Raw genomic sequence first — 22,795 nt, 5'->3', positions numbered from 1 at the left:
ACATTTACAGAAATATGTTGAAAATTTGACAAAAGTTCTTCTCGTTACTAACGTATAAATACGTTAGTAACGACTAGGAACGATTTAAAACAAAGCGCCGACTTCCTTTAGATTGGGAGGTGGCGCTTTGCGGTCGTTTAGCGGTGACTTAGCGATTAGAAAATGCGCTCGTCGTGGTCATCGGCGGGGTGAGGGGTGTAGGTGATCTTGAAATCGTCATCTGCGGGCACCGAGCTGGTGTTGATCGGCGAATCGGACAAATGGAAAGTCACGGTGCCGTAGGCGGGAACGGTGACGTGACGCCAGGCGGCGCCTTCTCCGGCGAAGGTGACTGCCGCCTCAATCGGTTCTTCGGTCGGATTGTAAAGGAAGCCAGCAAAGCCGCGTCCGTTCGGCTCGATGAACGCGACCGAGCCCAAGCCGCCGTGCCGTCCGTCGGGGGTGTGGTTGGTGGAGGCCACGCGCCGGGAACCGGGGCACACGTCCTGGCCGAAGTTGCGCAGCATGAAGTACTCGAGGTTGCGCTTGACCTTGCCAGTTTTCGAATCGATGGTGATGACCCCGCGGCGGCCACGCGTCCTGGCGTAGCTCGGGAAACCCTGCTCGTCCAGCGCGATGTTCCACAGGTTGATGAGCCCGACGTTGTTGCGCACCAGGCCGGTGCCGATTTCGCCGAACATCACGTGGCTGGCCTCGTCAACCGTCTCGTCAAGCATGCAGCGGCGCTCGCTCATTGCGGCTTTCCATCCCGGGAACTGGCGTGTGCCGTTGAGCACCCACTTGGGCAGGCCTGAGTAAGTGTGGAAAGCGACGCCCGCGAACGCCTGAGCCTCGGCCAATGTCATGTAGTCGCTCACCGGGCGCTGGAAGAAGCGCAGGCCGTCGTCACCGAAGTAGATCTCGACGTCCGGGAACGTGGCGTCGAGGCAGGGCCGCAGATATTCGCTGCCCCATTTTGCCAGCTCCTCGGGCGTCCAGATGGCCATGGGCCACTGCGGCGAGTTGCTCGGTTCATTCTGCATGGTCACCGAGGTGATCGGAATGCCATAGCTGGCATAGGCTTCGATGAATTTGACGAAATATTGAGCGTAAACGAAATCCACCGTGTCCTGCCGACGATAGCCGTTGCCGCAGTATTCGCCGAGCCGCAGCCTGCCATCGCCTTCGAATTTGCGGTTGGTTTTCATCCATGCCGGCGGACTCCACGGCGAAGCCATCACCTTGACGGCAGGGTTGATGGCCATGATTTCCTGCAACACGGGAATGATGTTCTTGAGATCTTTGGTGGCATCCGGAGCGCCGGGAGCGCCCGTGCCGATGGAGAAGTAATCAAGGTTCGGGTCCGTGCCGATGCCCTCCGGCAAGTCGTCGTAACTGTAATACTTTTGGCTTACGAAATCGCAGGAACCGATGGAAATGCGCACCGACGAGAAGCCACCCTGCTCGGGGCTGAACATCTCTTCGAGGATGGCGTGGCGCTGTTCGGCGTTCATGCTGTTCATCAGAAGAGAAGCGCTGGAATCGGTGATGGCCGCGCCGGCTCCTTCCCAAAGCTGATACTGCCGGGTCGGGTCGATGACTACGGTGGTCGCATTGCCCGATTCGGCTATGGGCACGGGCGTCTCAAGACGTTCCCGGCGTTGGGTCAAATCCCCGCTGGTCGCCGTCCACAATTGCTTTGGTTCATGGGTCACCGGCGAAAGATAGCCTTGCGTGTTTTGTTGCAGTGATGGGTCGGTCGTGGGTAACCCAATTACCTGATTTTGTTGTGTAGATGGCTCGATCGGATGTAAGCCAATAACTGGATTCTGTTGTGGTGATGTTCCGTCGTCGATTACTGCCATGGGCTGACACTCCTTTGCTATCTGTCCGATGCTTCGTTTGCCCTGTTTAAAGGGAGAAATTATCGGTTTGGATGAATCCGCTTCCGTGGTACCAAACACGAATGCTGTTGCCATCCCCTCCCTTCGAGCCTAGCAGCGCTTGACGTCCGATTGTGGAGAAAAGCAGGGCAAGCTCAAAGCTTAAAACCAACGTATCGGCGGATTTTCAAGCTTTCGCAGATAAATATTTAGTAATATTATCTAGTCTAATCTGACAAATAATGGCAACAAACAATTTCCTTGTTGCCATTTGTGTACTCTCAAAAATGAAGGACAAAGCGAGCTACACCAATGTAGAACGTTAGTCTTTTGTGATAGGCGAGGAAGCCTTGAAGAAAGGATTTGAATATGAAAGTCTCACGTCCAGTAGGCGCCTTGGCGGCGGTCTCCGCACTCGCAATGCTTCTCGCGGGCTGCGGTGGCGGTGGCGGCGCGCAAAAGAGCGGTGCCTCTGATGCCAATGCATTTGATAAGAACGCGAAAACCGAAATCACCATGGGTGGTTGGTCGCTGAAGATGACCCCCGAGTTCCAGAAGCTTGTCGACGGTTTCGAAGCGGAATATCCGAACGTAACAATCAAGCTCAAGGAATACAGCGCAGACGATTACGACAAGCAGCTTACCGCCGATATCTCCGCCGGTGCGCAGCCCGACGTCTTCCCGCTGAAGAACACCGTGAAGTACGATACGTACGCCAAGTCCGGCGGTTTGGCCGATGTCAGCGATATCGCCAAGAAGTACGCCGATCACAAGGGCTTCGACGATTCGATGTACAAGACCAAGGACGGCAAATATTACGCGCTGCCGTACCGCGCCGATCACTGGGTTCTCTTCTATAACAAGGACATGTTCAAGAAGGCCGGGGTCAAGACCCCCGATGCCACCTGGACGTGGAATGATTACACCAAGGCCGGCGAAGAGCTGAAGAAGAAGCTCCCCGCTGCCGGCTATGACGCCAATTCCGTCTACCCGATGTACCAGCACAACTGGCAGTCCCTGGTTCAGTCCTTCGCACTTGCCCAGAACGGCCAGCCCGCCGAGAAGACCTACCTCAAGGGCGATTTCGGCTATATGAAGCCTTATTATCAGCGCGCGTTGAAGTGGCAGGATGACAAGTTGACCATCAATTACAACACGTCCTTCACCAACAAGGTGCAGTATCAGGCACAGTTCGGCACACAGAAGGCTGCCATGATGCCGATGGGCACGTGGTATGCCGCTTCGTTCCTGAGCCAGCAGAAGACCGGCGATGCGCAGAAGTTCGATTGGGGCATGGCTCCGGTTCCGCAGAACCCGAGCAAGAAGATTCCTTCCACCCCGGTCACCTTCGGCAGCCCGACCGGTCTGATGGTTTCGGCCAAGTCCACCGGTCAGAAGGCCGCGGCGGCCAAGAAGTTCGTTGAATGGGCCGTCGGCGAAGGCGGCGCGGATGTGCTCGCCAAGCTCACCACGACCCCTGCCTACATCAACGACAAGGTCACCAAGGACTTCTTCGCGGCCGATGGCATGGCCACCGATCAAGAATCCAAGGATGCCTGGTCGAAGTTCGACATGAAGCTCGAAGCTCCTGTCAGCGACGCCACCGATACGGTTCAGACCTTGCTCAAGACCATGAACTCCTCGATACTTACCGGCACCTCGAAGCCCGATGCGGCCATCAACCAGTGCCAGCAGGATGTCAAGAACCAAGGCGTGCTCAGCAGCAACTGAGTCTGAGCTGTATTAAACAAGGAGACCGGCAGGTCCGTATCGGGTTGGCAGGTTTGGTTGCCGGATAAGGGCTCGTCGGTCTTCAATTTTTATAGCAAGAATTATCGAAAAGTAGTAATAAATAATAATAAGTAATAAATAATAAAATGTGGCAAGCCTGCTTCGACGAAGCGGTCGGCGGCTTGCGCACATTGGCTGCATATTCAAGGAGGAGGCAGCGATGTCGGATTCTTCTAGTTCGGATATTGCCGAGGTGGGTGCCGATCTCGCCGCGGTAGGGGAGGCGGGTGCCGTCGAGGCACACGACCAACCGCCGGAACCGCAACGACAAAAAGGCGGGAGGATGGATGCGAAGGCGATCTCGCATCGTAACCTTCGCAATGGGTTGATCTTCATTTCGCCGAACTTCATCGGCTTCATCCTGCTGACGCTGGTCCCGGTGCTTTCGCTGTTCTACATCGCGTTCACCAAGTGGTCCGCGTTCGGTATGCCGGTGTTCAACGGCCTGGTCAACTGGGTGCGTCTGATCCACGACCGCATCTTCTGGCAGACCGTTTGGCACACGTTCTACTATTCGCTGGTCCACATTCCGTTGACGTTGGCAATCGCCTTCGGCCTGGCGGTCTTGCTGAACTCCAAACTCAAAGGCCGCGGCTTCTTCCGCACGGTCGCGTTCATGCCGTATGTCACTTCCATGGTGGCAGCGGCGCAGGTCTGGGCCATGCTTTTCGACCCGAAGTCCGGCCCGATCAACCAGTTCCTGAAGCTTTTTGTCGGCGACGGCAACGTGCCCGGATGGCTCGGTTCCACCAAGTGGGCAATGCCCGCGGTCATCATCGTCGGCACCTGGCGCGAAGTCGGCTACTACATGATTCTTCTGCTGGCCGGCCTGCAGACGATTCCCAGCGAGTTGTATGAAGCGGCCGAGTTGGATGGTGCGAACGGCTGGAAGCGCTTCTGGCACGTCACCGTGCCGTGCATGCGCCCGACGCTGTTCTTCGTCATGGTCACGTTAACCATCGGTTCGTTCAAGATCTTGGATCTGACATTGATCATGACCGATGGCGGGCCTGGAACGACCACGGAAGTGCTCGCCCAGTACATCTACTCGGTGGCTTTCGACAACGGCGATTACGGCTATGCGTCGGCAGTTTCTCTGGTGCTGCTGTTCATTTGCATGGTGGTCACGCTGATTCAGTTCTGGTACAACAATTCGAAGGAGAACTAATATGTCTACGCAAGCAGTAGCTCCTCAATTGGCTGAGGCCGGTGCCGCGGCGCCCGAGATCCCCTTCAACGAGAAACCCAAATCCCCGCTTAAAATCATCGGCACGATCGTCGGTTATCTCGCCATGATTGCGGTGGCCGCGTTCACTTTGCTGCCGTTCTTCTGGATGGTGCTTTCGTCCCTGAAGCCGAACAACGAAGTTTATACGGTCCCGATCAAGTGGTTCCCCTCGGCGTGGCAATGGCATAATTACCTGGCCATCTGGTCGAAGTCCAACATGACCACGTGGATCTTGAACACCCTGTTCTTCGCGATCATCGTCACCGCGCTGCAGGTCTTCACCGGTTCGTTCGCCGCCTACGGCTTTTCGAAGATTCCGTTCCGCGGCCACAACGCCCTGTTCCTGGTCTACATCGCGACAATGGCTGTGCCGTGGCAGGCCTACATGATTCCGCAGTTCAAGATGATTGCGGCCGTCGGCCTTTCCGACACCCGTTGGTCAATCATCTTGCTGCAGGCGTTCGGCGCGTTCGGCGTGTTCATGATGAAACAGTTCTATGACACGATACCCGAGGACTTGTCGGAAGCGGCTCGTCTGGACGGCCTGAGCGAGTTCGGCATCTACTGGAAGATCGTGCTTCCGCTTTCCGGCCCGTCCATCGCGGCGTTGGCGATCATCACGTTCACCAACACTTGGAACGACTACATGGGCCCGTTGATCTACTTGCGCTCCGCAAACCTGTGGACCATCCAGATCGGCTTGAAGCAGTTCATCTCCCAGTACAACGCGGATTACGCGATGATCATGACCGGCTCCGTCATCTCGGTGCTCCCAATCATCATCGTTTTCCTCATCGGCCAGAAGCAGTTCATCGAAGGCATCGCAACCTCCGGTATGAAGGGCTGATTTTGCCGGTTTCGTGAAAGGTGAAAATCCGATGTGTGTTGCTTGCAGTGATGTCATTGCGAGGCACGCATCGGATTTTCGTCATTATTTCTGTATTTCAGTGGTTTCGTATTGCCGTATTTATTGCATAAATATCGATAATAAATACTGCAAAGCGATAACCATTAGGACGTTGCGAATGAGGTATTCCGGAACGTTCCATAACCCAAGACGAAGGGAAGTGCGTGATGGCGTCAACGTCCAACGGCAAAAATCACAACCTTGGTAACGCTTTCGGCCTGATAGCCAACAGCGTCTATGTCCTGCTGATGGCCGGATGGTGCATTTTCGTCGGCATTGTTCCTCTGATTGCCATCTGGGTGGTGGTTCAGAATCTGGACTATTACCCGGCTCTGACCCTAGCACTGGTCCTAAGTTCTCCTGGCATCGCCGCCGGTTTCGCGCTTTTCCGTGACCAGCCGACGTTATTCGGGCGGGCCAGCAAGCGCCGAGTTCGTATGTTGAACGAAGGCTATCGTCCGCCCGACTGGATTGCCGGCCCTTATGTTCCGCCGGATGACAGCGCGGCCTGCATTCGCCCGTATTTCCGGGCTTTTATCCGTCTGCTGCCTCGCGCAATCGTGCAGGGGGCGATTTACGGGTTCTTCATCTTCACGTTCTCCTATTCGATGCAGATCATGATGAAGCTTGGTTTCGGTGCCCTGATGGTGCCGGTCCTTTCCATCTGCATCATTTTCCTCATCCAATCACTGCTGGTTTCGCTCGTGCTCGTGGTGGAATATCCGAACGCAAAGTGGTATGCGGTCGTCAAAAATGGTGTGCTGCTTTCCGCGCGGCGAATCTATATGATCGTGATCAGCGGCATTGCCGTCTTCGGCTACTTCTGGGGAATGGCGAGTTCGCCGATCATCACCGGCCTGCTGTTCACCGGCATCATCTGGTATATCGTCTGGGCTTCGGCGCGCTGGCAGGCGGATGTGCTCTTTGAGGCGCTGGCCCGCGAGTCCGGCGACAAAAAACTGATCGAGCTCTACACCGGAGACAGCGAAAAGCCTGCCGGCAACAGCGGCGGCATGTCCGGCCTGTTCTCGTCGATGAGCGATTACCGGCAATGAGCGGGTTTGGCAATGATGGCATACCTCGGTACTGATAGTAAGCCTTTGGAGTATAAGGCGTTTTCAATAGTCTTGCTGCATTTGACGCAAATTCCGAATCTGCACAAGGAAGTGTGATTTTGTGATACAAATTCTGATTAACGACAGGGTAAATCCGGTCGATTTGACTTGCGATTCCGCTCCCGTACTTCGATGGCGAGAAAGCGGCGATAACACCGACGTCGGTAACGTTGTGGCCTATCAAATCGTTGTCGCAAGCACTTCGGCAAAGGCTGCGGCTTGTGTTGGCGATATTTGGGATAGCGGCAAGGTGCTTGACGATGGTTTCGAAGGCGTTCCTTTGGTTGAGGTACCGTTGGAACTGGGCCAGAGATATTGGGCATCGGTTCGTTTGTGGCATGGCGCCGTAGAATCTGTGAAAGCTGGTGCACGAAACAAGCCCAGAATTGTCGAAACTGGAACGATTTCTCGGAATATCATGTCTGAGCCGGATGCGAAGGATGCCAACAATCTTAAAGATGGTACCGAAAAATTAGACACCGATATTGATGGCGACTCTGAATGGGCTGCTCCTGTAACTTTCGGCGCATGGCCGGGTTCGCGATGGTGGGCGACGCCGATTTGGGCCGATGTTTCAGGAATTCCCGAAAATGCGGGAAACTCGCGCGGTTGGGTTTTTCTGCGCACCGAAATCACGTTGCTTGATAAGCCGATATTGTGGGCGACGTTGTATGCGACGGGATCTTCAACCCGTCCAGCCCGGCAGTTTATCTATCGGATGTGGGCGAACGGTTCGTTTGTGGGCTGTGGGCCTGTGTTCCCGATTGGTGATGAAGCTCGTGTGGATGGCTACGATGTCACGGCTTTGCTGCATTCCGGAGCCAATACGCTTGCTGTGCTTGCATACACGCTTGAAGACCAACGTTTTGCAGCCCAGCTTGATGTCGAATTTGTCGATGGCGAAGTGCGCCATTATACTACTGATTCCAGCTGGAAGACGATGCTTGGCACCCGTGTCTATCCAGACAGCGCTTCGATAGGAACACAGTATTTCGAGGCGCCGGCAGAAAACATTGATTCGCGATATTATCCGTTTGGTTTCGATGAACCCGGTTTTGACGATTCAGCATGGTCCAACGCCGTTGAAAAGCCGGATTTCATAAGACTTGAGCCGACTCCGACCGATAAATTGCAGCTGCGTCACCGGAATCCGGTTGCCGTTTCAGCTTTGCCGGACGGGGGAGTGGTACTTGATTTCGGTAGTGTGCAAATCGGCGGTGTGCGGGTGCGTTCGCATTTCTTGAAATCGCTGGAATTGGACATCAGATATGGCGAGGTTCGCAATGACGACGGAACTGTCAAATATCATCTCGACACCTCCAACGTCTATGAAGATCGCTGGCATGTCAAAAGAGGCGAGGGGAACAATGAAAGCCGGAACGGAGCCGACGATGCGCTTGAGACGTGGGGGATGCGTGTGTTCCGCTATGTCGAGCTTCATGCCAGTATTGGCGCTGACCTCGATGACCACGATTCTTGTGATATGGCTGAGCCAACTTCATGGAATATCCAAGTCCATGGGCGAGATGGCGAAGATAACCTTGAATCTCAAGGCATGAATGCCTTCGATGTGGATGTGACCAAACTATTTAATTCAGGACAGCTTGAAGTCGAAGCTTCGGCGCTGGTCTATCCAAAGACCGCGAATGACGCCGATTTCCGCTCTTCAGATCAAACTCTGAACGTCGTCTGGAAGCTTTGCGCTGACACTATCGATGCGTGCAACGGCAATATTTATACAGATTCCTGGACGCGTGAGCGCACTCCTTACGAGGCCGACGCGTGGATTCAACAGCAATGCCATCTCGCACTCGATGACGCCCCAACGCTGGCCCGCTATACGATCGACTATCTGATTGCCAACCGCACTTGGCCCACCGAATGGCCGATGTACTTGATTCTCGCGGTCTACGATTGGTGGATGCATACTGGCGAAGATTCGCAGGTGCGTGCCCAGTATGAACGTCTCAAAACCCTTTTGCCGCAACGTTTTTTCAATGATGACTTCGGGTTAATTGTCAAGGATCCGGGCGAATCGAGCCATAGAGATGGCGACTTGGTTGACTGGCCGCAAAGTGAGCGTGATGGTTTCGTTTTTGGCCGCGTCAACACCGTCGTCAATGCGCTGGCTTCGCAGGCGTATGCCGATATGGCCCAGCTTGCTCGGCTTGTCGGTGAAGACGATGATGCCAAATTATTCGACACTCGTTCAAAACGCATCCGTAAGGCAATCAATACATGGCTTTACGACGAAACGCAAGGTGCATATTGCGACGGTCTTATAGATGTTCTGAGCACTGATAAAGATGTTTCGGATAATGGGGGAATGGAAGCTCTGCGCATCAAACATTGCTCGCTGCACGCTTCGGCCTTCGCACTCGCATTCGGGCAGATTCCGGAAGAGAGACTGCCAAGAGTGGCCGATTATTTGCGCTCGCGGGGGATGGTCTGCAGCGTCTATGTGGCTGCGGTTTATCTTGAAGGCCTCTACCGTGCCGGTTATGGAGCCGATGCCAATGCGCTGATTGCCGAACCGGAAGGCCAGCGAACCTGGAGCAACATGCTTCACGCTCAAGGCGGCGGCACGATGGAGGCCTGGGACCCGGGCCTTAAGCCGAACCTCACCTATTCGCATCCTTGGGCCGCTTCGCCTGTCTACCTTCTGCCACAAGGTCTGCTCGGTATCCGTCCAATTGAACCCGGTTATCGCACGTTCTTGGTCATGCCGCAGCTTGGCGATGTCCAAGAGGCTGAGGTAAAAGTCCCTGTTCGCGCTGGTTCCATCGCAGTTCGCTGCCAAGAAGCCGGCAGTGGCATGATTTCGACGGGTATAGATTTTGCGGATTCTTCCGAACCTTCCGAGAATTCGGCTGCAGGCAAGGGGTGTCCGCAACTGGAGAGCGACGTATCCTACAAGACGGGACGCCACAACGGTCCGGCACAGGGCGAAGACTGTCTACAGCTGGAGATCGATGTACCTCCCAATTGCAGTGCGCTGGTGGTGTTGCCCCTGCTGCGCGGCGGCTCGCTGGGCATGGTGTTGGTCGATCACAAGCCCTGCGACGCCGAACAAATCACCGAGCCCAGATTCATCGCCGGTGTCCGCTGCCCGCCCAATTCCTGGCTCCTGCCCCCACTCGAATCCGGCCATCACGTCGTCAGAAGTCTCGCTTTGCCGGATTAATTGACAGTGGTATCTAATCTTCTGCTTACAAAGGGCGGCATATTGGGCTTTTTAGCCGCGAAACCTGCACTCCCGTCAATCACGCGCGGCATAATGGTTCTATGACTGAAAATTCAACTGATTCAAGACCTGAACTGCCCAAAGACGTCCGTGTTCGCTTCTGCCCGTCGCCCACCGGCACGCCACACGTCGGCATGGTACGCACCGCCCTCTTCAACTGGGCGGAGGCGCGGCACACGCACGGCACCTTTGTCTTCCGTATCGAGGACACCGACAACGAACGCGATTCCGAGGAAAGCTACAACCAGATTATCGATGCTTTGAACTGGCTTCATATTGATTGGGACGAGGGCATCAATGTCGGCGGTCCCGACGGCCCGTATCGCCAATCCGAGCGTGGCGATATCTATCGCGACGTTGCCCAGAAGCTGCTCGACGCAGGTTACGCCTACGAGTCCTATTCCACTTCCGAAGAGATCGAGGCGCGCAACGTCGCCGCCGGCCGCCCGAAGGCGTTCGGTTACGACGGCTACGACCGCAACCTGACCGACGAGCAGAAGGCCGCGTTCAAGGCCGAGGGCCGCAAGCCCGCGCTGCGTATCAAGATGCCCGACGAAGACATCGCCTTCGACGACCTCATCCGTGGCCGCATCGAGTTCAAGGCCGGCAGCGTTCCGGACTATGTCATCGTGCGCCCGAACGGTGATCCGCTTTACACGCTCACCAACCCGGTCGACGACGCGCTCATGCGCATCAACGTCGTGCTGCGCGGCGAGGATCTGCTGAGCTCCACGCCTCGCCAGGTCGTGCTTTACCGTTACCTCATCAAGCTCGGCATCGCCAAAGAAATGCCGCTCTTCGGCCACATGCCTTACGTCATGGGCAAGGGCAAGAAGAAGCTTTCCAAGCGCGACCCGGAGTCCAACCTCTTCCTGCACCGCGAAAACGGCTTCATTCCCGAAGGCCTGCTCAACTACTTGGCACTGCTCGGTTGGTCGATCGCGCCCGACCGCGACGTGTTCAGCATGGACGAGATGGTTGAGAAGTTCGACATCCGTGACGTCAAGGCCAACCCGGCCCACTTTGACATCGACAAGGCCATCTCCATCAACGCCGAGCATATCCGCATGCTCGAGCCGCAGGACTTCCTCAACCGTTCCGTGCCGTATCTGCACCGCGATGGTGTGGTCTCCGCTGATTCGTGGGACAAGCTGACTGACCGCGAACGCACGATTCTCACGGCCGCCGCTCCGCTGGTCCAGCCGCGTGTGCGTCTGCTTGGCGAGGTCGCCGGCATGGCCGGAAGCCTGCTGAGCGAGGACGAATACATCGAGCCCGAGGACGACGCCCGCAAGACGCTCAAGGATTCCGCTCCCGAAGTACTCGACAAGGCCATCGCCGCGTTGAGCGACGTCGCCGAAGCCGATTGGAAGACCGATAACCTCCACGAGACGCTCAACAAGGCGCTGGTCGAAGACGGCGGTTTCAAGCCGCGTCTGGCGTTCGGCCCGGTGCGCGTGGCCATGTCCGGCCGCCGCGTTTCCCCGCCGCTTTTCGAGTCCATGGAGATCGTCGGCAAGCCGCTGACGCTCGCTCGTCTCAAGGGCTTGCGCGAGCATCTGTAAAGCGGATAAAGCCCGGTTAAGTAAGCTTTGAAAAGCGCGACCTGCCGTTCGGCTCCAGGCAAAGTCAACACGCCGGGTTGCGCTTATTCAGGCTTTCCTATAAACTACTAGTTTGTTGCCTTGGGAAGGGCAGCGATAAGTTAAGCCTCCATCGTCTAGCGGTCTAGGACTACGCCCTCTCACGGCGCCAACATCGGTTCAAATCCGATTGGAGGTACGAAGTGCTATAGTTACTTAACGGCTACAGCACCAAGCCAATTGGGGTATGGTGTAATTGGCAACACGGCTGATTCTGGTTCAGTTGTTCTTGGTTCGAGTCCAGGTACCCCAGCAAAGATGCAAAAGCCTCGCAGCTTTATAAGTTGCGAGGTTTTTTATTATTGTGGGATAATATTCCAGTAATGAGGTAATGATGCTGGTGGTATTGGTGGGATTGTCAACAACACGAAGGTTGGAATCATGACTGAGCAGACACACGGAACGCATGGTCTTTCTTCTAAACCGAGGATTCAACCCGTACAGGAGGGCGACACCCGGCCTGTTTCCGTCTCGGTGCGTCTCGGCCGCCTGCAGTTCCACGATTCCGGTAAGTTCCGGGTCCTGGTCTTGGCAGACATACAGGACGGCCCGAAGGTCAACAAAGACACCATCAAACTCATCGAGGCCGCGGTCGACAGTTCCCGTCCCGATATCGTCATTTTCTCCGGCAACCAGATCGCCGGTTACGACAAGGCGTACGCCAAAACGTTCCGCAAACGCACGTGGACGCCGCAGAAATGGTCGATGGGCACTGCGGCAACTAACCAGCGCAACACCGAACTTGAGCACACCCGCGAGCTTGCGCGGCAGGAAATCTCGCAGTTCCTTGCCCCGCTGATTGAGCGCCACGTTCCGTGGGCCGTGACCTACGGCAATCACGATTTCCAGTGCGGGCTCTCCAACGCTGAACTCGATGAGATCTATCGCGAATTTCCCGGTTGTCTGAACCCGGAACCGCCCATCAAGCGTTCCGACCGGCCTCGCAAGCAGCCTGGCAGCGGCCTGCCGGACCAGTACATCTATCCTTGCGAGGCGGGCACATTCGTGCTTCCTGTCAGCGAGGACCACAAAAGCGACAACGTGCTCGGCCTGGTGATTTTCAATTCCGGCGATTACGGCAAGCTCGGCGGCTATGGCGCGCCCAGCCAGCGCGCGCTTGACTTCCTGAAAGTGGCCCCGAAGCTGGTCGGTGCCAAGTCGATCGTCTTCCAACATATTCCGGTGCCGCAATATTACGATCTGCTCAAGGAGGTGCCGGCCACCGCCGCGCATGCCGTGGAGGGTTATCGCACGTTCGCAGGCCACAATTACGTCATCGACAAGTCCAAGACGCTGCCTGGTAGCTTCCTGGGGGAGGGCGTCAGCTGCCCCGACACCGATACCGGCGAGTTCGACATTCTGAAGTCGACGGACGGTTATTTCGCGCTGCTGGCCGGTCACGACCACCGCAACCGTTTTGCCGGCACCACTGATGACCTGACGCTTTTCGCCACGCCCACCTGCGGGTTCGGTTCCTACGGCCCGGCTCCGACCCAGCGTGCCGCACGGCTTCTCGAGTTCGACATCCGTCACCCTTATGAGCCGCGCACCCAGCTGCTCGAGTTCGGCGATTTGGTCGGCAAATCGAGTTCCAACAAGGTTTACACATACTCCCTCAACGGCGCTCCCGATGCCGCCAAAGAGGGTACGAACCTCCTGCGTCGCCCGCGTCTGCTTGCCCAGATTCTGCGCAAGATGCATCTGAAGAAATAGCTGGCAAACAAGACTGTGTCTATTTTTGTCGGCGTGTCTTGAATTATGCTTTTATCTTTTCAGGTTTATCGCGGTTAATGTAACGTTTGCCTAATTTTTTTGATGAGTGATAAATAGAACGATATATTTATCGCTTGCAGCCGAATTTTGAACCAATAATTATGCATTTATATTCAAAATGATTGTATAAATATAGGTAATGTATAAATAATTTCGATAAATATACAATATCAAGTGAATATCGGGATTTGCCCCTGAACCCAATAATGACACGGTTGCAGGCTGGGAGGAATCGGTCGGCTTGAATTTTTTGCCTGAATTTCCTAGCATTGCAACGTGCATTATTGGTTTATGATGCATTTCACAAAACTAGGGGGAATTGTGAAAGATAATTTAAAGAAGAAGAAAAATACGGCAATCGGTTTACTTGTTGCCGTAACGCTGTTGGTGGCACCCGTTGTCGCCTCTGCAGCTGAATCCGGTTATATCAATCTTGATGCTGGTCAAAGCAAAAGCGCGTCTGACTCGACGCGAGGTCCCGCGTCTCAGCCTTCAGGCCTGCGCACCCGTGGTGGATGCCTCGGCTCGGCCCCGGCGCAAAACGGATTTGCCGGCTGGGCCAAGACGGTCGACAGCAACGGCGAATGTACGCTGACCATCACGGCAGACGCTTCCGGCAACAACGCCATGCCCAACAGCAGCGACGTCATTGCCGTCAGGACGATCTACGGGGTGACGATGCACCAGGTCGATCCAACGGTGGACCACATCGTTTTCCTTGGCCCGAACAAGACCAAGCTAAACAACACCTCGGCGCAGTATTTCCACGGATATAACAACCAGGGCGGGTTCAAGACCTTCGTCTCCAACGGCTTCGTTGATACATCCGCAGTGACCAATATGAACAGCATGTTCTCATCCGATTTCGCGATGACATCGTTGGATGTCTCCGGTTTCGACACTTCGAACGTGACCAATATGAACAGCATGTTCGCCAACAACAACAACATGCAGTTGACCACCATCAAGGGCCTGACCGATTTCCATACCCAGAATGTCACCGACATGGGCTCGATGTTCTATGCTTCAAGATACAGAACTTTGGATGTCTCCAGCTTCGACACTCAGAAAGTCACCTCGATGGGTTCGATGTTCCTGTACGATGGGTTCCTGACCTCCATTGTCGGCCTGGATCATTTCCACACCCCGGCTTTGACCAACACAAGTTTCATGTTTGGCCGCGTCGCCGCGCAATCGTTGGATCTTTCGAGCTTCGATACCTCTCATGTGACCAATATGCAATCCATGTTCACTGACGCTGGAAAGCTGAATTCCGTCAAAGGTCTGGAAAAACTCAACACCAGCAAGGTGACGAATATGGGCCAGATTTTTACTGGAACCGGATTTACTTCTTTGGATTTGTCCGGTTGGGACACAGCCAATGTGCAGGGGCAGCAGGGGGTCTCCCTTCCGTCTTCGCTGCAGAAATTGACGCTCGGAGTGAGAGGCACGCCTAGTGTCTATCCCGGCCAATACAAGTCCCTACAGGTCAACGGTCTTCCTGAAGCGAATAAAGGTCTTGAAGAAAACGGCTATACCGGCAAGTGGGTCAAGGTCGTTGACGCGCCTGTTGCCAGCAATGACGCCCTGAAAGGCAATGAATTTAATTCCGCAGCCGATTTGGTAAAGGCCATCAACGTCTTTTCACGCACCCCAATTCCGGCGGCGACATACGTTTGGGAGAGTTACCGCGATGTCACCACAAATGTGACGGCTCCGAGTGCGAAATACAAGGTCGACGGCAACAATGCGGCGTTGCGTAGTCACGGATATTCCGCGAACGTTCCGCAGAGCGACGGCACTTCCAAGTTGGTAGAGCGTTTCGCGCCGATGGCGTTGCCTGCAGGACCCACCAATCTCCGCTATGCCAATGGTGGCCATGTTTCGCACGACTATACGTTTGCCGGCTGGAAGGATGCCGCAACCAATACATCGTATGCCGCAGGCAGCTCCGTGACTCCGGCTGAGAACGGTACGAGTGTCGCCTCTGCGTGGACGCTGGTTCGCGACGCAAGCGCGTTGAACGACGAGATTGTTCAGGATTCAAAGCTGGTTCAGGCCGATTACACGCCGGCAACTTGGGCCACCTTCAAGAAGGCGCTGGATGCCGCGAATGCCGTGCTCGATGGCAACGGCAACCAGAGCGCGGTTGATAAGGCCCTGAGCGCTTTGCAGTCCGGCCACAACGGCCTTGAAGTTCTGCCCAACAAACTGGGCCTCACTACGTTGCTTGATATGGCCAACGCCAAGCATCAGGCCGATTACCGTCCGTCCACGTGGACCGCTCTGGTCAATGCCATAGCTGGTGCGAACACGGTCAATGCCAATGCAAACGCGACGCGCAACGATGTCAATGCCGCGCAGACCGCACTGAAAAAGGCCATCGATGGACTCGTGTTGAAGGCTGACAAGAGCAGTTTGGGCGTGCTGATCGGCAAGGCTTCGGCTGCGCATCAGAGCGATTACACCGCCGCTTCCTGGAAGCCTTTGGTCCGGGCGTTGAGCGATGCCAAAGCCGTGATGGACGATGCAGATGCCACGCAGCAGAACGTCAATGGCGCTCAAGCCAAGTTGCTTGATGCGTTTACTGGCCTTGACAAGCCTGCGAAGGTGGTTGAGAAGCCGGTGGAGAAGCCTGGTGACAACGGCCAGTCCGACCAAACCGATCATAATAGCCAGCAGAACAACGCGGCTTCGTCGAACCAGCCGGCTCAGACCAGCGGCAATAATGGCAACGCCGCAAACGGTGCTCCTGCTGCGCAGCCCGCAGCGCAACCGCAAACGACGGTGAACCGGATTGTGGTGCAGCGTCCTGTGGTTGCCCCGGCACCTGTGCTCGGCGCTCAGCCGGACAGCAGTCAAAACAATTCCGGCACCACCGGCAACGACACCGTCAAGGAGCCCAAGAAGAAGGATTCCGGCAAGTACGTCTGCAAGACGGATACGGGCAATTACGTCACCCTGAGCGGTTGGCTTGAGCCTGCTTCGTCGATGGGTCTGCCGCGTTGCTCGGTGCACCAGTCCGCGCCCGAGACCTCGAACGCGCCCAAGACGCAGTTCAACTGGTGGATCATCGTGGCTCTGATATTCATCGTTGCCACTGCCATACTCGCAATCCAGTATTACCGCAGCGAGCATCCGCAAGGCGCGAAGGCAACTGCGTCCCAGCACGCGCAGCGCTACTGATCTGTTCGGTGTTCGAAAGTTTGCCAACCGATAGTATCTAGCCAATAGTGGCTGCCCTGCTCGAATAAGATTTCGAGTTGAGTGGCCACTATTTTTATGTCTGGAAATGGCTTGATAAAGCGCCATCGCGCTGTCTACTAGTAAGTTATGGTATTCCCTACTTTCGGATTATGGTATTCGCTACTTACGGATTATGGGAAAATGATGATATAAATTATCAGATTCGATTACATATTCGAGAATTTGGTTGAAATTAAATCCGGTAGGTCTACCATGATCGTTTCGCGAAGCAAGTTCGCAAGATTGCCGGTGATTTAGGCGTGTCGCAGGATCATCCGAATTTGACATTAACTATCTGTGGAAGCTGTACATTCGGCTTTTAGATTTCCCGTATTTGAGAGGTAGGCTGATTCACGGATATATACCTATGAGATTAGTGGGATTTCTTACGCACGGATGGACCTCTTGTGTTGCCAGTGTCTGTTGGCACTCGGGTTCTGTGAAAGAAGTGAATGTTTTTATTGGTTTCTGTGTTCTTTGCGTTTGACTCGGTCATGAGACGTTTTGAGTGATGTGGCGTATGATTTTTTCTCTTTGTGGATGCTTTGTCGTTGAGAGTTCGTTCGCTGTACCACTCGTCCCAAACTTTTGCAATATAAGTGAGGGTCAGCAAAGATATAAAAGTCATGAGTCCGGAACTCAAGCCAGAACTCTTAATGTTTGCCCCCCAGTCATTTATGATGCCGATATATATGAAGAATGATGCTCCTAATATGGGATATATAGAAATCTTTTCAAACCATTTCGGAATTTGACGATAATAATAAATATCGTTTACGGATAAAAGAATCACTATTACTTCGATTAATACCATGCCAAACATTCCTATGGCCAGAAACATCATATCTGACTTGCCTGCGTGCCAGTTTCCTGGATCACATTTCATGTTACAAAAGAGCCTGTAGGGAGGTATGGTGTGGCAATAATAAGACTGGCTTTTTTCTTTAAATGTATCTATTGTCCGTTTAAATGACAGGCTCATAGTGGCAGTAGAAATGCAATAGAAAATGTGCAGGATCCACCAGAATATAATTGCTGTAAATTGTTTTTTGTCTTCAAGCGAAGATATTGGTTTATCGTCAGCAACCCAAACTCCGCAACATCCCCAAAAGGAACAAATTATCAAGCTAAGAAGTAAACCTATGCAAGGAATGTTGGCTGTAGTTTCTGGCCAGTCCTCATTAAAAGCATAAATCCATGCAACAGTAAAGCCAATGGCAAATATGAAGGATATCTGTCGGACAATTTTTACGACTGAATTATCCCAGAGAGATGTGCTTTTGTGGTTAGGCTTGCTCATTTGTACGGTCTTTCAGCAAAGGGATGCATTCCGAAGAAGTTAAATTAGTTCTCTTTTTAAATATGCTACATCGAGTCAAATGTTTATAAACAAAGGATGATTCTTATTAAAATATGAAAATACAGGAGCTGCTTATGAAATCGTTAGATCGTGGGAATTGAAACATTTGAAGTCATGGATAGCTTTTTAGCGGCAATTTTTTTACTTGTGATAATTATTGGTATAAGGGGGTTATAGGACAGAAGAAGTTGGTTGTACTTCCTCTGCGGTCCGGCGTTTGAGCCGAGAAGCGCGGAAGCCGGGCCCCACGCCAACGCAGGGACATCCGGCTTCCACTTCCTTGCCTTCGCAAAGGTAGGCATAGCTATAGCATATCGGACGGCAGGGAACCGCGCAACACGTGTGCGGGTGTTGCGCCGCAGGTATGTGGCGGTATCTGACCTCATAGAGCAGGTTTGAGGGTTATAGGCGGGTTGTAGGTCAATAACCTGCTCTGAAGTATTTGTCGCTGAATTTTGGCCAGGCTAATTATAGGCTATAGCATTCCTGCTTTAGGATTATGGTTTTCCTTACTTAAAGATTATGGTAAAACCTACTTAAAGATTATGGTATTTTCTACTTAGAGATTATGGTAAAATTAAAGTCAGATATTTTATTTGGATGTTTGAAGTAGTCGGTTTGGAGGACTCGTCATGACACCACGTCTTTTGGACCCTTTACTCAAAAAAATGGCAACGTGGTTTCCGGTGGTTTCTGTTACGGGCCCAAGGCAGAGTGGAAAATCGACGTTGGTCAAGTCGGCGTTCTCCGACTATGAGTATGTGAATTTGGAAAATCCGCAAATGAGGCGGGAAGCGACAAACGACCCCGTCGGTTTTATTCGTAATCGGCAGAGTCGTCTCATCATCGATGAAGCACAATATGTTCCTGACCTTTTTTCGATGATTCAAGTCGTTTCTGATGAGCGCAATGAGCCGGGGCAGTATGTCATATCGGGTTCTCAAAATTTCCTGATGCTGAAGAACATCAAGCAATCCCTCGCCGGTCGCGTCGGAATCACGAAACTGTTGCCTTTTTCCTACTCGGAGGCTATGAAGACGAAGATTTCGCCGAATGTTGATGAATTCATGCTCAGAGGTGGTTTCCCGCGCCCTTACGACAATGGAATGCCGTTGGACGTGTTTTTCTCGAGCTATATCGATACATATATCGAGCGCGATGTCGCGGATTATTTGGACGTGCGCAACGTCGCGGTATTCCGCAAGTTCTTGGGTCTCTGCGCGCTCAATGCTGGTAGCCTCATCAATTACACCCATTTTGCCAATGAGTTGGATGTGTCAGTGCCGACCGTGAAAGGATGGCTTTCGATACTTGAGTCGAGCTACATTACTTTCCCGTTGATGCCATTTCATTACAATGCCAGAAAGCGGTTGACCAAGACACCGAAGATATATTTCTATGACACCGGGTTGTTGTGTTATTTGCTCAAAATTAATTCTGTTCAGGAACTTTTGTTGAGCCCTGTGCTGGGAAACGTATTCGAAAACTTGATTGTGGCGGAGACGTCGAAACGTTACTTTAACCAAGGCAAGAATCCGGAACTTTACTTCTACCGCGACGATAGTGATATAGAAGTCGACTTGCTCGATTTCACCGACTCGTCGCAGCCGGATCTGGTCGAAATTAAATCAGGCCAAACCTATCATGATCGTTTCGCGAAGCAGGTTCGCAAGATTGCCGGTGATTTAGATGTGTCACAGGATCATCAATGGGTCGTTTCGCGTGTCGAGTCCAGCTACACGTCCAATGGAGTAAACGTATGCACTGCCAAGGACTGGCTGCTGAGATAAAGATTGGGTTATAGGCCAGATTGTGTGTCTGTAATCTGCGTTGAGGGTTTGTCCCGTATGGCCTGAAGCCGGTTCGAAAGTGTGGCGGGATACTTTCGGGGGCGGCCAGAATGTGTGTCCGGAAGTGGTCTTCGGGCCTTGCGTGCCAAGGGTTCCGGCCTGTTCGAATGTGCCGTGTTCGATGGGTGGCATGGAGACACCCCTGTGCGCCGCGTGCGGCGGAAGAATGAAGAAGAACGGAACCACCAGCGCGGGCAGGACCCGGTGGAGGTGCAAGGCGTGCGGGGCGTCGCGCACCCGCGCCTACGACCACGCCTCCGAGGGCCTCAGGAAAGGCCTGGAATGGCTGTTCTCCGGGAGCACGCAGGCCGGCGCGGGCGTGGCCGCACGCACGCTGCGCCGCGGCAACGAACTGATGTGGCGCCTGAACCCGCCCGTCCCCGTGGTGCGGGAACGGCACGACGTGGTGCAGGTCGACGGCATCTGGCTGCACCGGCGGGCCGTGGCCCTGATCGCCGTGGCCGGCGGGCACGTCATCGGCTGGCGGGTCGCCAGAAGCGAGAACAGCCGGGCCTGGATGGACCTGATGCGCCGCATCGCCCCTCCCAGGGTGCTGGTCTGCGACGGCGGCAACGGCATCGGCAAGGCCATGAAGGCCATATGGCCCGGCACCAAAATGCAGCGCTGCCTGTTCCACATCTGCATGAACATCACGGTCCTGACCGGCAAACGGCCCAGACTCGAGGCCGGGCGCGAGCTGCTGAAACTGGCCCGGCGGCTCAGCCGCGTCAAGGACGGGCCGATGATGGCGGACTGGCTCGCCGCCTACAACCAGTGGGAACAGAGATGGAAGGGGTTCCTTGACGAGAAGAGCGAGTACAAGGACGGCACCGTCGCCGACGCCCACCAGAGGCTGGTGCGCGCCCGCGCCATGATCCGCAGGCGGATCTCCGAACACGTCATGGACACCTTCATCACCATGGCCGGCGAATGCCGGGGGCCGATACCGCCGACCAACAACCTCGTCGAGTCATGGAACCGGCGGCTGCGCGACATGCTCCGCAGCCACAACGGCATGCCCCTGACCCACGAGATCAAGGCCATCTGCTGGTGGTGCTACATGCACACCGAACACCCCGAAAGCCCGGCATGGCTCGCCCGCCACGCCATCACCGACGAACAGATAGAGGAAGCCAACGAACGGGCATGGGAACACTCGCCCGAAGGCGCGGCGCGAACCCTGGGCACACCCGAGACCTGGGGCACCGGCATCGACTGGAACGAATTCCACACCGCCACCAGATACCCCAACCAGACCTACTAGAAAACCAAACCGCCAGACACACAATCTGGCCTATAACCCTAAAGATTGTCGGAAAGAAGTTGGCTTAGGCTATGCTTCTTGGGGTGTTAGCCTAAACCCCACAATTTGGTCGGTATCTCTATTTTCAGCAGGAAATCCAAAGTTATAGCCCAACCCGAAAATACGACAACCCACGTTTTGACGCGTGGGTTGAAGAACTTATTACATGCATTACTATAATCGGAACCATGGAAATTGCAAATAATAGCGTTTCGAATTTTCTTTTGGCGGAACGTTTGAAACCTTATGAAGAAGAGGCACGGCGTCACCCTCAAGTCGTCGCCACGGACCTGTACCGGTGGAACTGTCTGTTTTCCGGGATTGTGTTATCGCATACCGGTTTCGTTGAGGTTTATGTGCGCAATGCTGTTGACAAAGCTTTACGGAAATGGGCAAGAGACAATGGCTATGACGATTGGCTCGGGGAGGTTCCTTCGCAAGAGTGGTTTGATGGCAGTGATTCCGGTCTGAGGGTTGCGGGCGTCCCGGAAATCATCGGGAGAGTATTCAACGGGCGCAACATCATAGAGCAGGCGTGGAGGTCCTGCCGGAAAAACTATAAGCGGTGGAACGCCAACCCAGATCATCGTAGATATGGAGAGTACCCGAATCGGGATGACGTCTTCGCGCAATTCACCTTCGGAAGTTGGACGCGCCTGATCGGTCCCGTCCCAAGGCCGCGCAGCCTGGTCCAAATGCCCGTTGGACAAACCGATGCCGAGAGGGCTGGCCTTGATGGTCGGGACGATGATTGGGCTGATGACGCGCGAACCATATGGAAAGAAGCTCTCTATCGGGCCTTTCCCAGTCTTACGCAGGAGCGGGTCAACGACACGCATCGAGTGAAAGTCGCCAAGCAGCTTGAGCGTATTTGCCGATTGAGGAATCGTGCCGCACACGGTGAGAATATGTTGAGCGTGAGAGCTGATGCCTACTTGGATGATATGCTTTCGCTGCTTGATGAGATTGACCCTGCCGTAAAAGAAGAGATGATGGAGCAGACGGGCCGGATGTATCAAACGGTGGTGAGACTCAAATATCAGCCAGAAAAGCTTTCGGATTACCAACGATATGATCCGTCATCGTCTATCGGTTCGATTGCGAAATACGAGGTCACGCCGTCCGCAGAACGGTCGGCTTCGGAGGCCATCGATGGTTGTCTCCGACATTCCAAGATGGAGAAGGGCAAGGTCTTGGTTTTTGTCGAGGGGCCGCCGGAAATCGAAGGTCGGCGAAAGGCGGACACGGTACTCTTGATGGCGGCTGATGGGTGCAAAGCCGCGATTGGTGCAATCGCCGGCTATGGAAGATGGAACATCGACCAGCCCTTTGGAGGATATTCGAGCCCTTTGGATGGGGAAGTCCGGCGATACTGGGTGGCTGTGGATGGTCTGTATGAAGTGGATTGCCGGGATGGGCAAGCCGCCGGGTTGCCGCATCTGGGCTGATTGCTGTGCTATCTTCGTATTGTCT

Annotated in this window: 13 protein-coding genes and 2 tRNA genes; 13 read left to right on the top strand and 2 right to left on the bottom strand. The window is 54.3% G+C overall.

Going from position 1 to position 22,795, the window contains the following annotated elements; genetic code table 11:
- Positions 1-155: 155 nt before the first annotated feature.
- Positions 156-1,844, bottom strand: coding sequence for a glycosyl hydrolase family 30 (locus tag OZX72_RS08295; RefSeq protein ID WP_277158223.1), 1,689 nt, complete (start codon positions 1,842-1,844; stop codon positions 156-158).
- A 387-nt stretch (positions 1,845-2,231) separates the two neighbouring features.
- Between OZX72_RS08295 and OZX72_RS08290 the strand changes: the two genes are divergently transcribed.
- The 10 genes from OZX72_RS08290 (at position 2,232) to OZX72_RS08245 (ending at position 16,749) form a co-directional block, all read left to right on the top strand.
- Positions 2,232-3,593 carry an extracellular solute-binding protein gene (locus OZX72_RS08290; RefSeq protein WP_277158222.1) on the top strand — a complete coding sequence of 454 codons (1,362 nt, stop codon included), beginning with the start codon at positions 2,232-2,234 and terminating at the stop codon, positions 3,591-3,593.
- A 220-nt stretch (positions 3,594-3,813) separates the two neighbouring features.
- Entirely contained in the window at positions 3,814-4,821 is a 1,008-nt protein-coding gene (locus OZX72_RS08285) for a sugar ABC transporter permease (protein WP_277158221.1), read from the top strand.
- Between the two features lies 1 nt (position 4,822).
- Positions 4,823-5,728: a carbohydrate ABC transporter permease gene (locus tag OZX72_RS08280; protein ID WP_277158220.1), complete on the top strand. Its 906-nt coding sequence runs from the start codon at positions 4,823-4,825 to the stop codon at positions 5,726-5,728.
- Between the two features lie 227 nt (positions 5,729-5,955).
- Positions 5,956-6,843: a hypothetical protein gene (locus OZX72_RS08275; protein WP_277158219.1), complete on the top strand. Its 888-nt coding sequence runs from the start codon at positions 5,956-5,958 to the stop codon at positions 6,841-6,843.
- A 121-nt stretch (positions 6,844-6,964) separates the two neighbouring features.
- On the top strand, positions 6,965-10,087 hold the full coding sequence (locus tag OZX72_RS08270) for an alpha-L-rhamnosidase N-terminal domain-containing protein (RefSeq protein WP_277158218.1): 3,123 nt from the start codon (positions 6,965-6,967) through the stop codon (positions 10,085-10,087).
- Positions 10,088-10,188: 101 nt separating this feature from the next.
- On the top strand, positions 10,189-11,712 hold the full coding sequence (gene gltX / locus OZX72_RS08265) for a glutamate--tRNA ligase (RefSeq protein ID WP_277158217.1): 1,524 nt from the start codon (positions 10,189-10,191) through the stop codon (positions 11,710-11,712).
- A gap of 144 nt (positions 11,713-11,856) precedes the next feature.
- Positions 11,857-11,929: transfer RNA gene (locus tag OZX72_RS08260), tRNA-Glu, on the top strand.
- A gap of 42 nt (positions 11,930-11,971) precedes the next feature.
- Positions 11,972-12,043 (top strand) — tRNA-Gln (locus OZX72_RS08255).
- A 128-nt stretch (positions 12,044-12,171) separates the two neighbouring features.
- On the top strand, positions 12,172-13,503 hold the full coding sequence (locus tag OZX72_RS08250) for a metallophosphoesterase (RefSeq protein ID WP_277158216.1): 1,332 nt from the start codon (positions 12,172-12,174) through the stop codon (positions 13,501-13,503).
- Positions 13,504-13,884: 381 nt separating this feature from the next.
- Positions 13,885-16,749 carry a BspA family leucine-rich repeat surface protein gene (locus OZX72_RS08245; RefSeq protein WP_277158215.1) on the top strand — a complete coding sequence of 955 codons (2,865 nt, stop codon included), beginning with the start codon at positions 13,885-13,887 and terminating at the stop codon, positions 16,747-16,749.
- A 433-nt stretch (positions 16,750-17,182) separates the two neighbouring features.
- Here the strand turns inward: OZX72_RS08245 and OZX72_RS08240 are convergent, their stop codons facing one another.
- Positions 17,183-18,109: a hypothetical protein gene (locus OZX72_RS08240; RefSeq protein ID WP_277158214.1), complete on the bottom strand. Its 927-nt coding sequence runs from the start codon at positions 18,107-18,109 to the stop codon at positions 17,183-17,185.
- Positions 18,110-18,801: 692 nt separating this feature from the next.
- Here OZX72_RS08240 and OZX72_RS08235 point away from each other — a divergent pair.
- From OZX72_RS08235 to OZX72_RS08225, 3 genes are all read left to right on the top strand, one after another.
- The gene (locus OZX72_RS08235) at positions 18,802-19,959 is read left to right on the top strand and encodes an ATP-binding protein (RefSeq protein ID WP_277158213.1); all 1,158 of its coding nucleotides are present in this window, start codon (positions 18,802-18,804) and stop codon (positions 19,957-19,959) included.
- A 190-nt stretch (positions 19,960-20,149) separates the two neighbouring features.
- Positions 20,150-21,283, top strand: a complete 1,134-nt coding sequence (locus tag OZX72_RS08230) for an IS1249 family transposase (protein WP_277158212.1) — start codon at positions 20,150-20,152, stop codon at positions 21,281-21,283.
- A 227-nt stretch (positions 21,284-21,510) separates the two neighbouring features.
- Positions 21,511-22,770: a hypothetical protein gene (locus OZX72_RS08225; protein ID WP_277158211.1), complete on the top strand. Its 1,260-nt coding sequence runs from the start codon at positions 21,511-21,513 to the stop codon at positions 22,768-22,770.
- Positions 22,771-22,795 lie beyond the last annotated feature (25 nt).

Source organism: Bifidobacterium sp. ESL0769 (assembly GCF_029395495.1).
In the GTDB taxonomy this organism is placed as follows: Bacteria; Actinomycetota; Actinomycetes; order Actinomycetales; family Bifidobacteriaceae; genus Bifidobacterium.
This window is presented reverse-complemented; position numbering and strand designations above follow the sequence as displayed.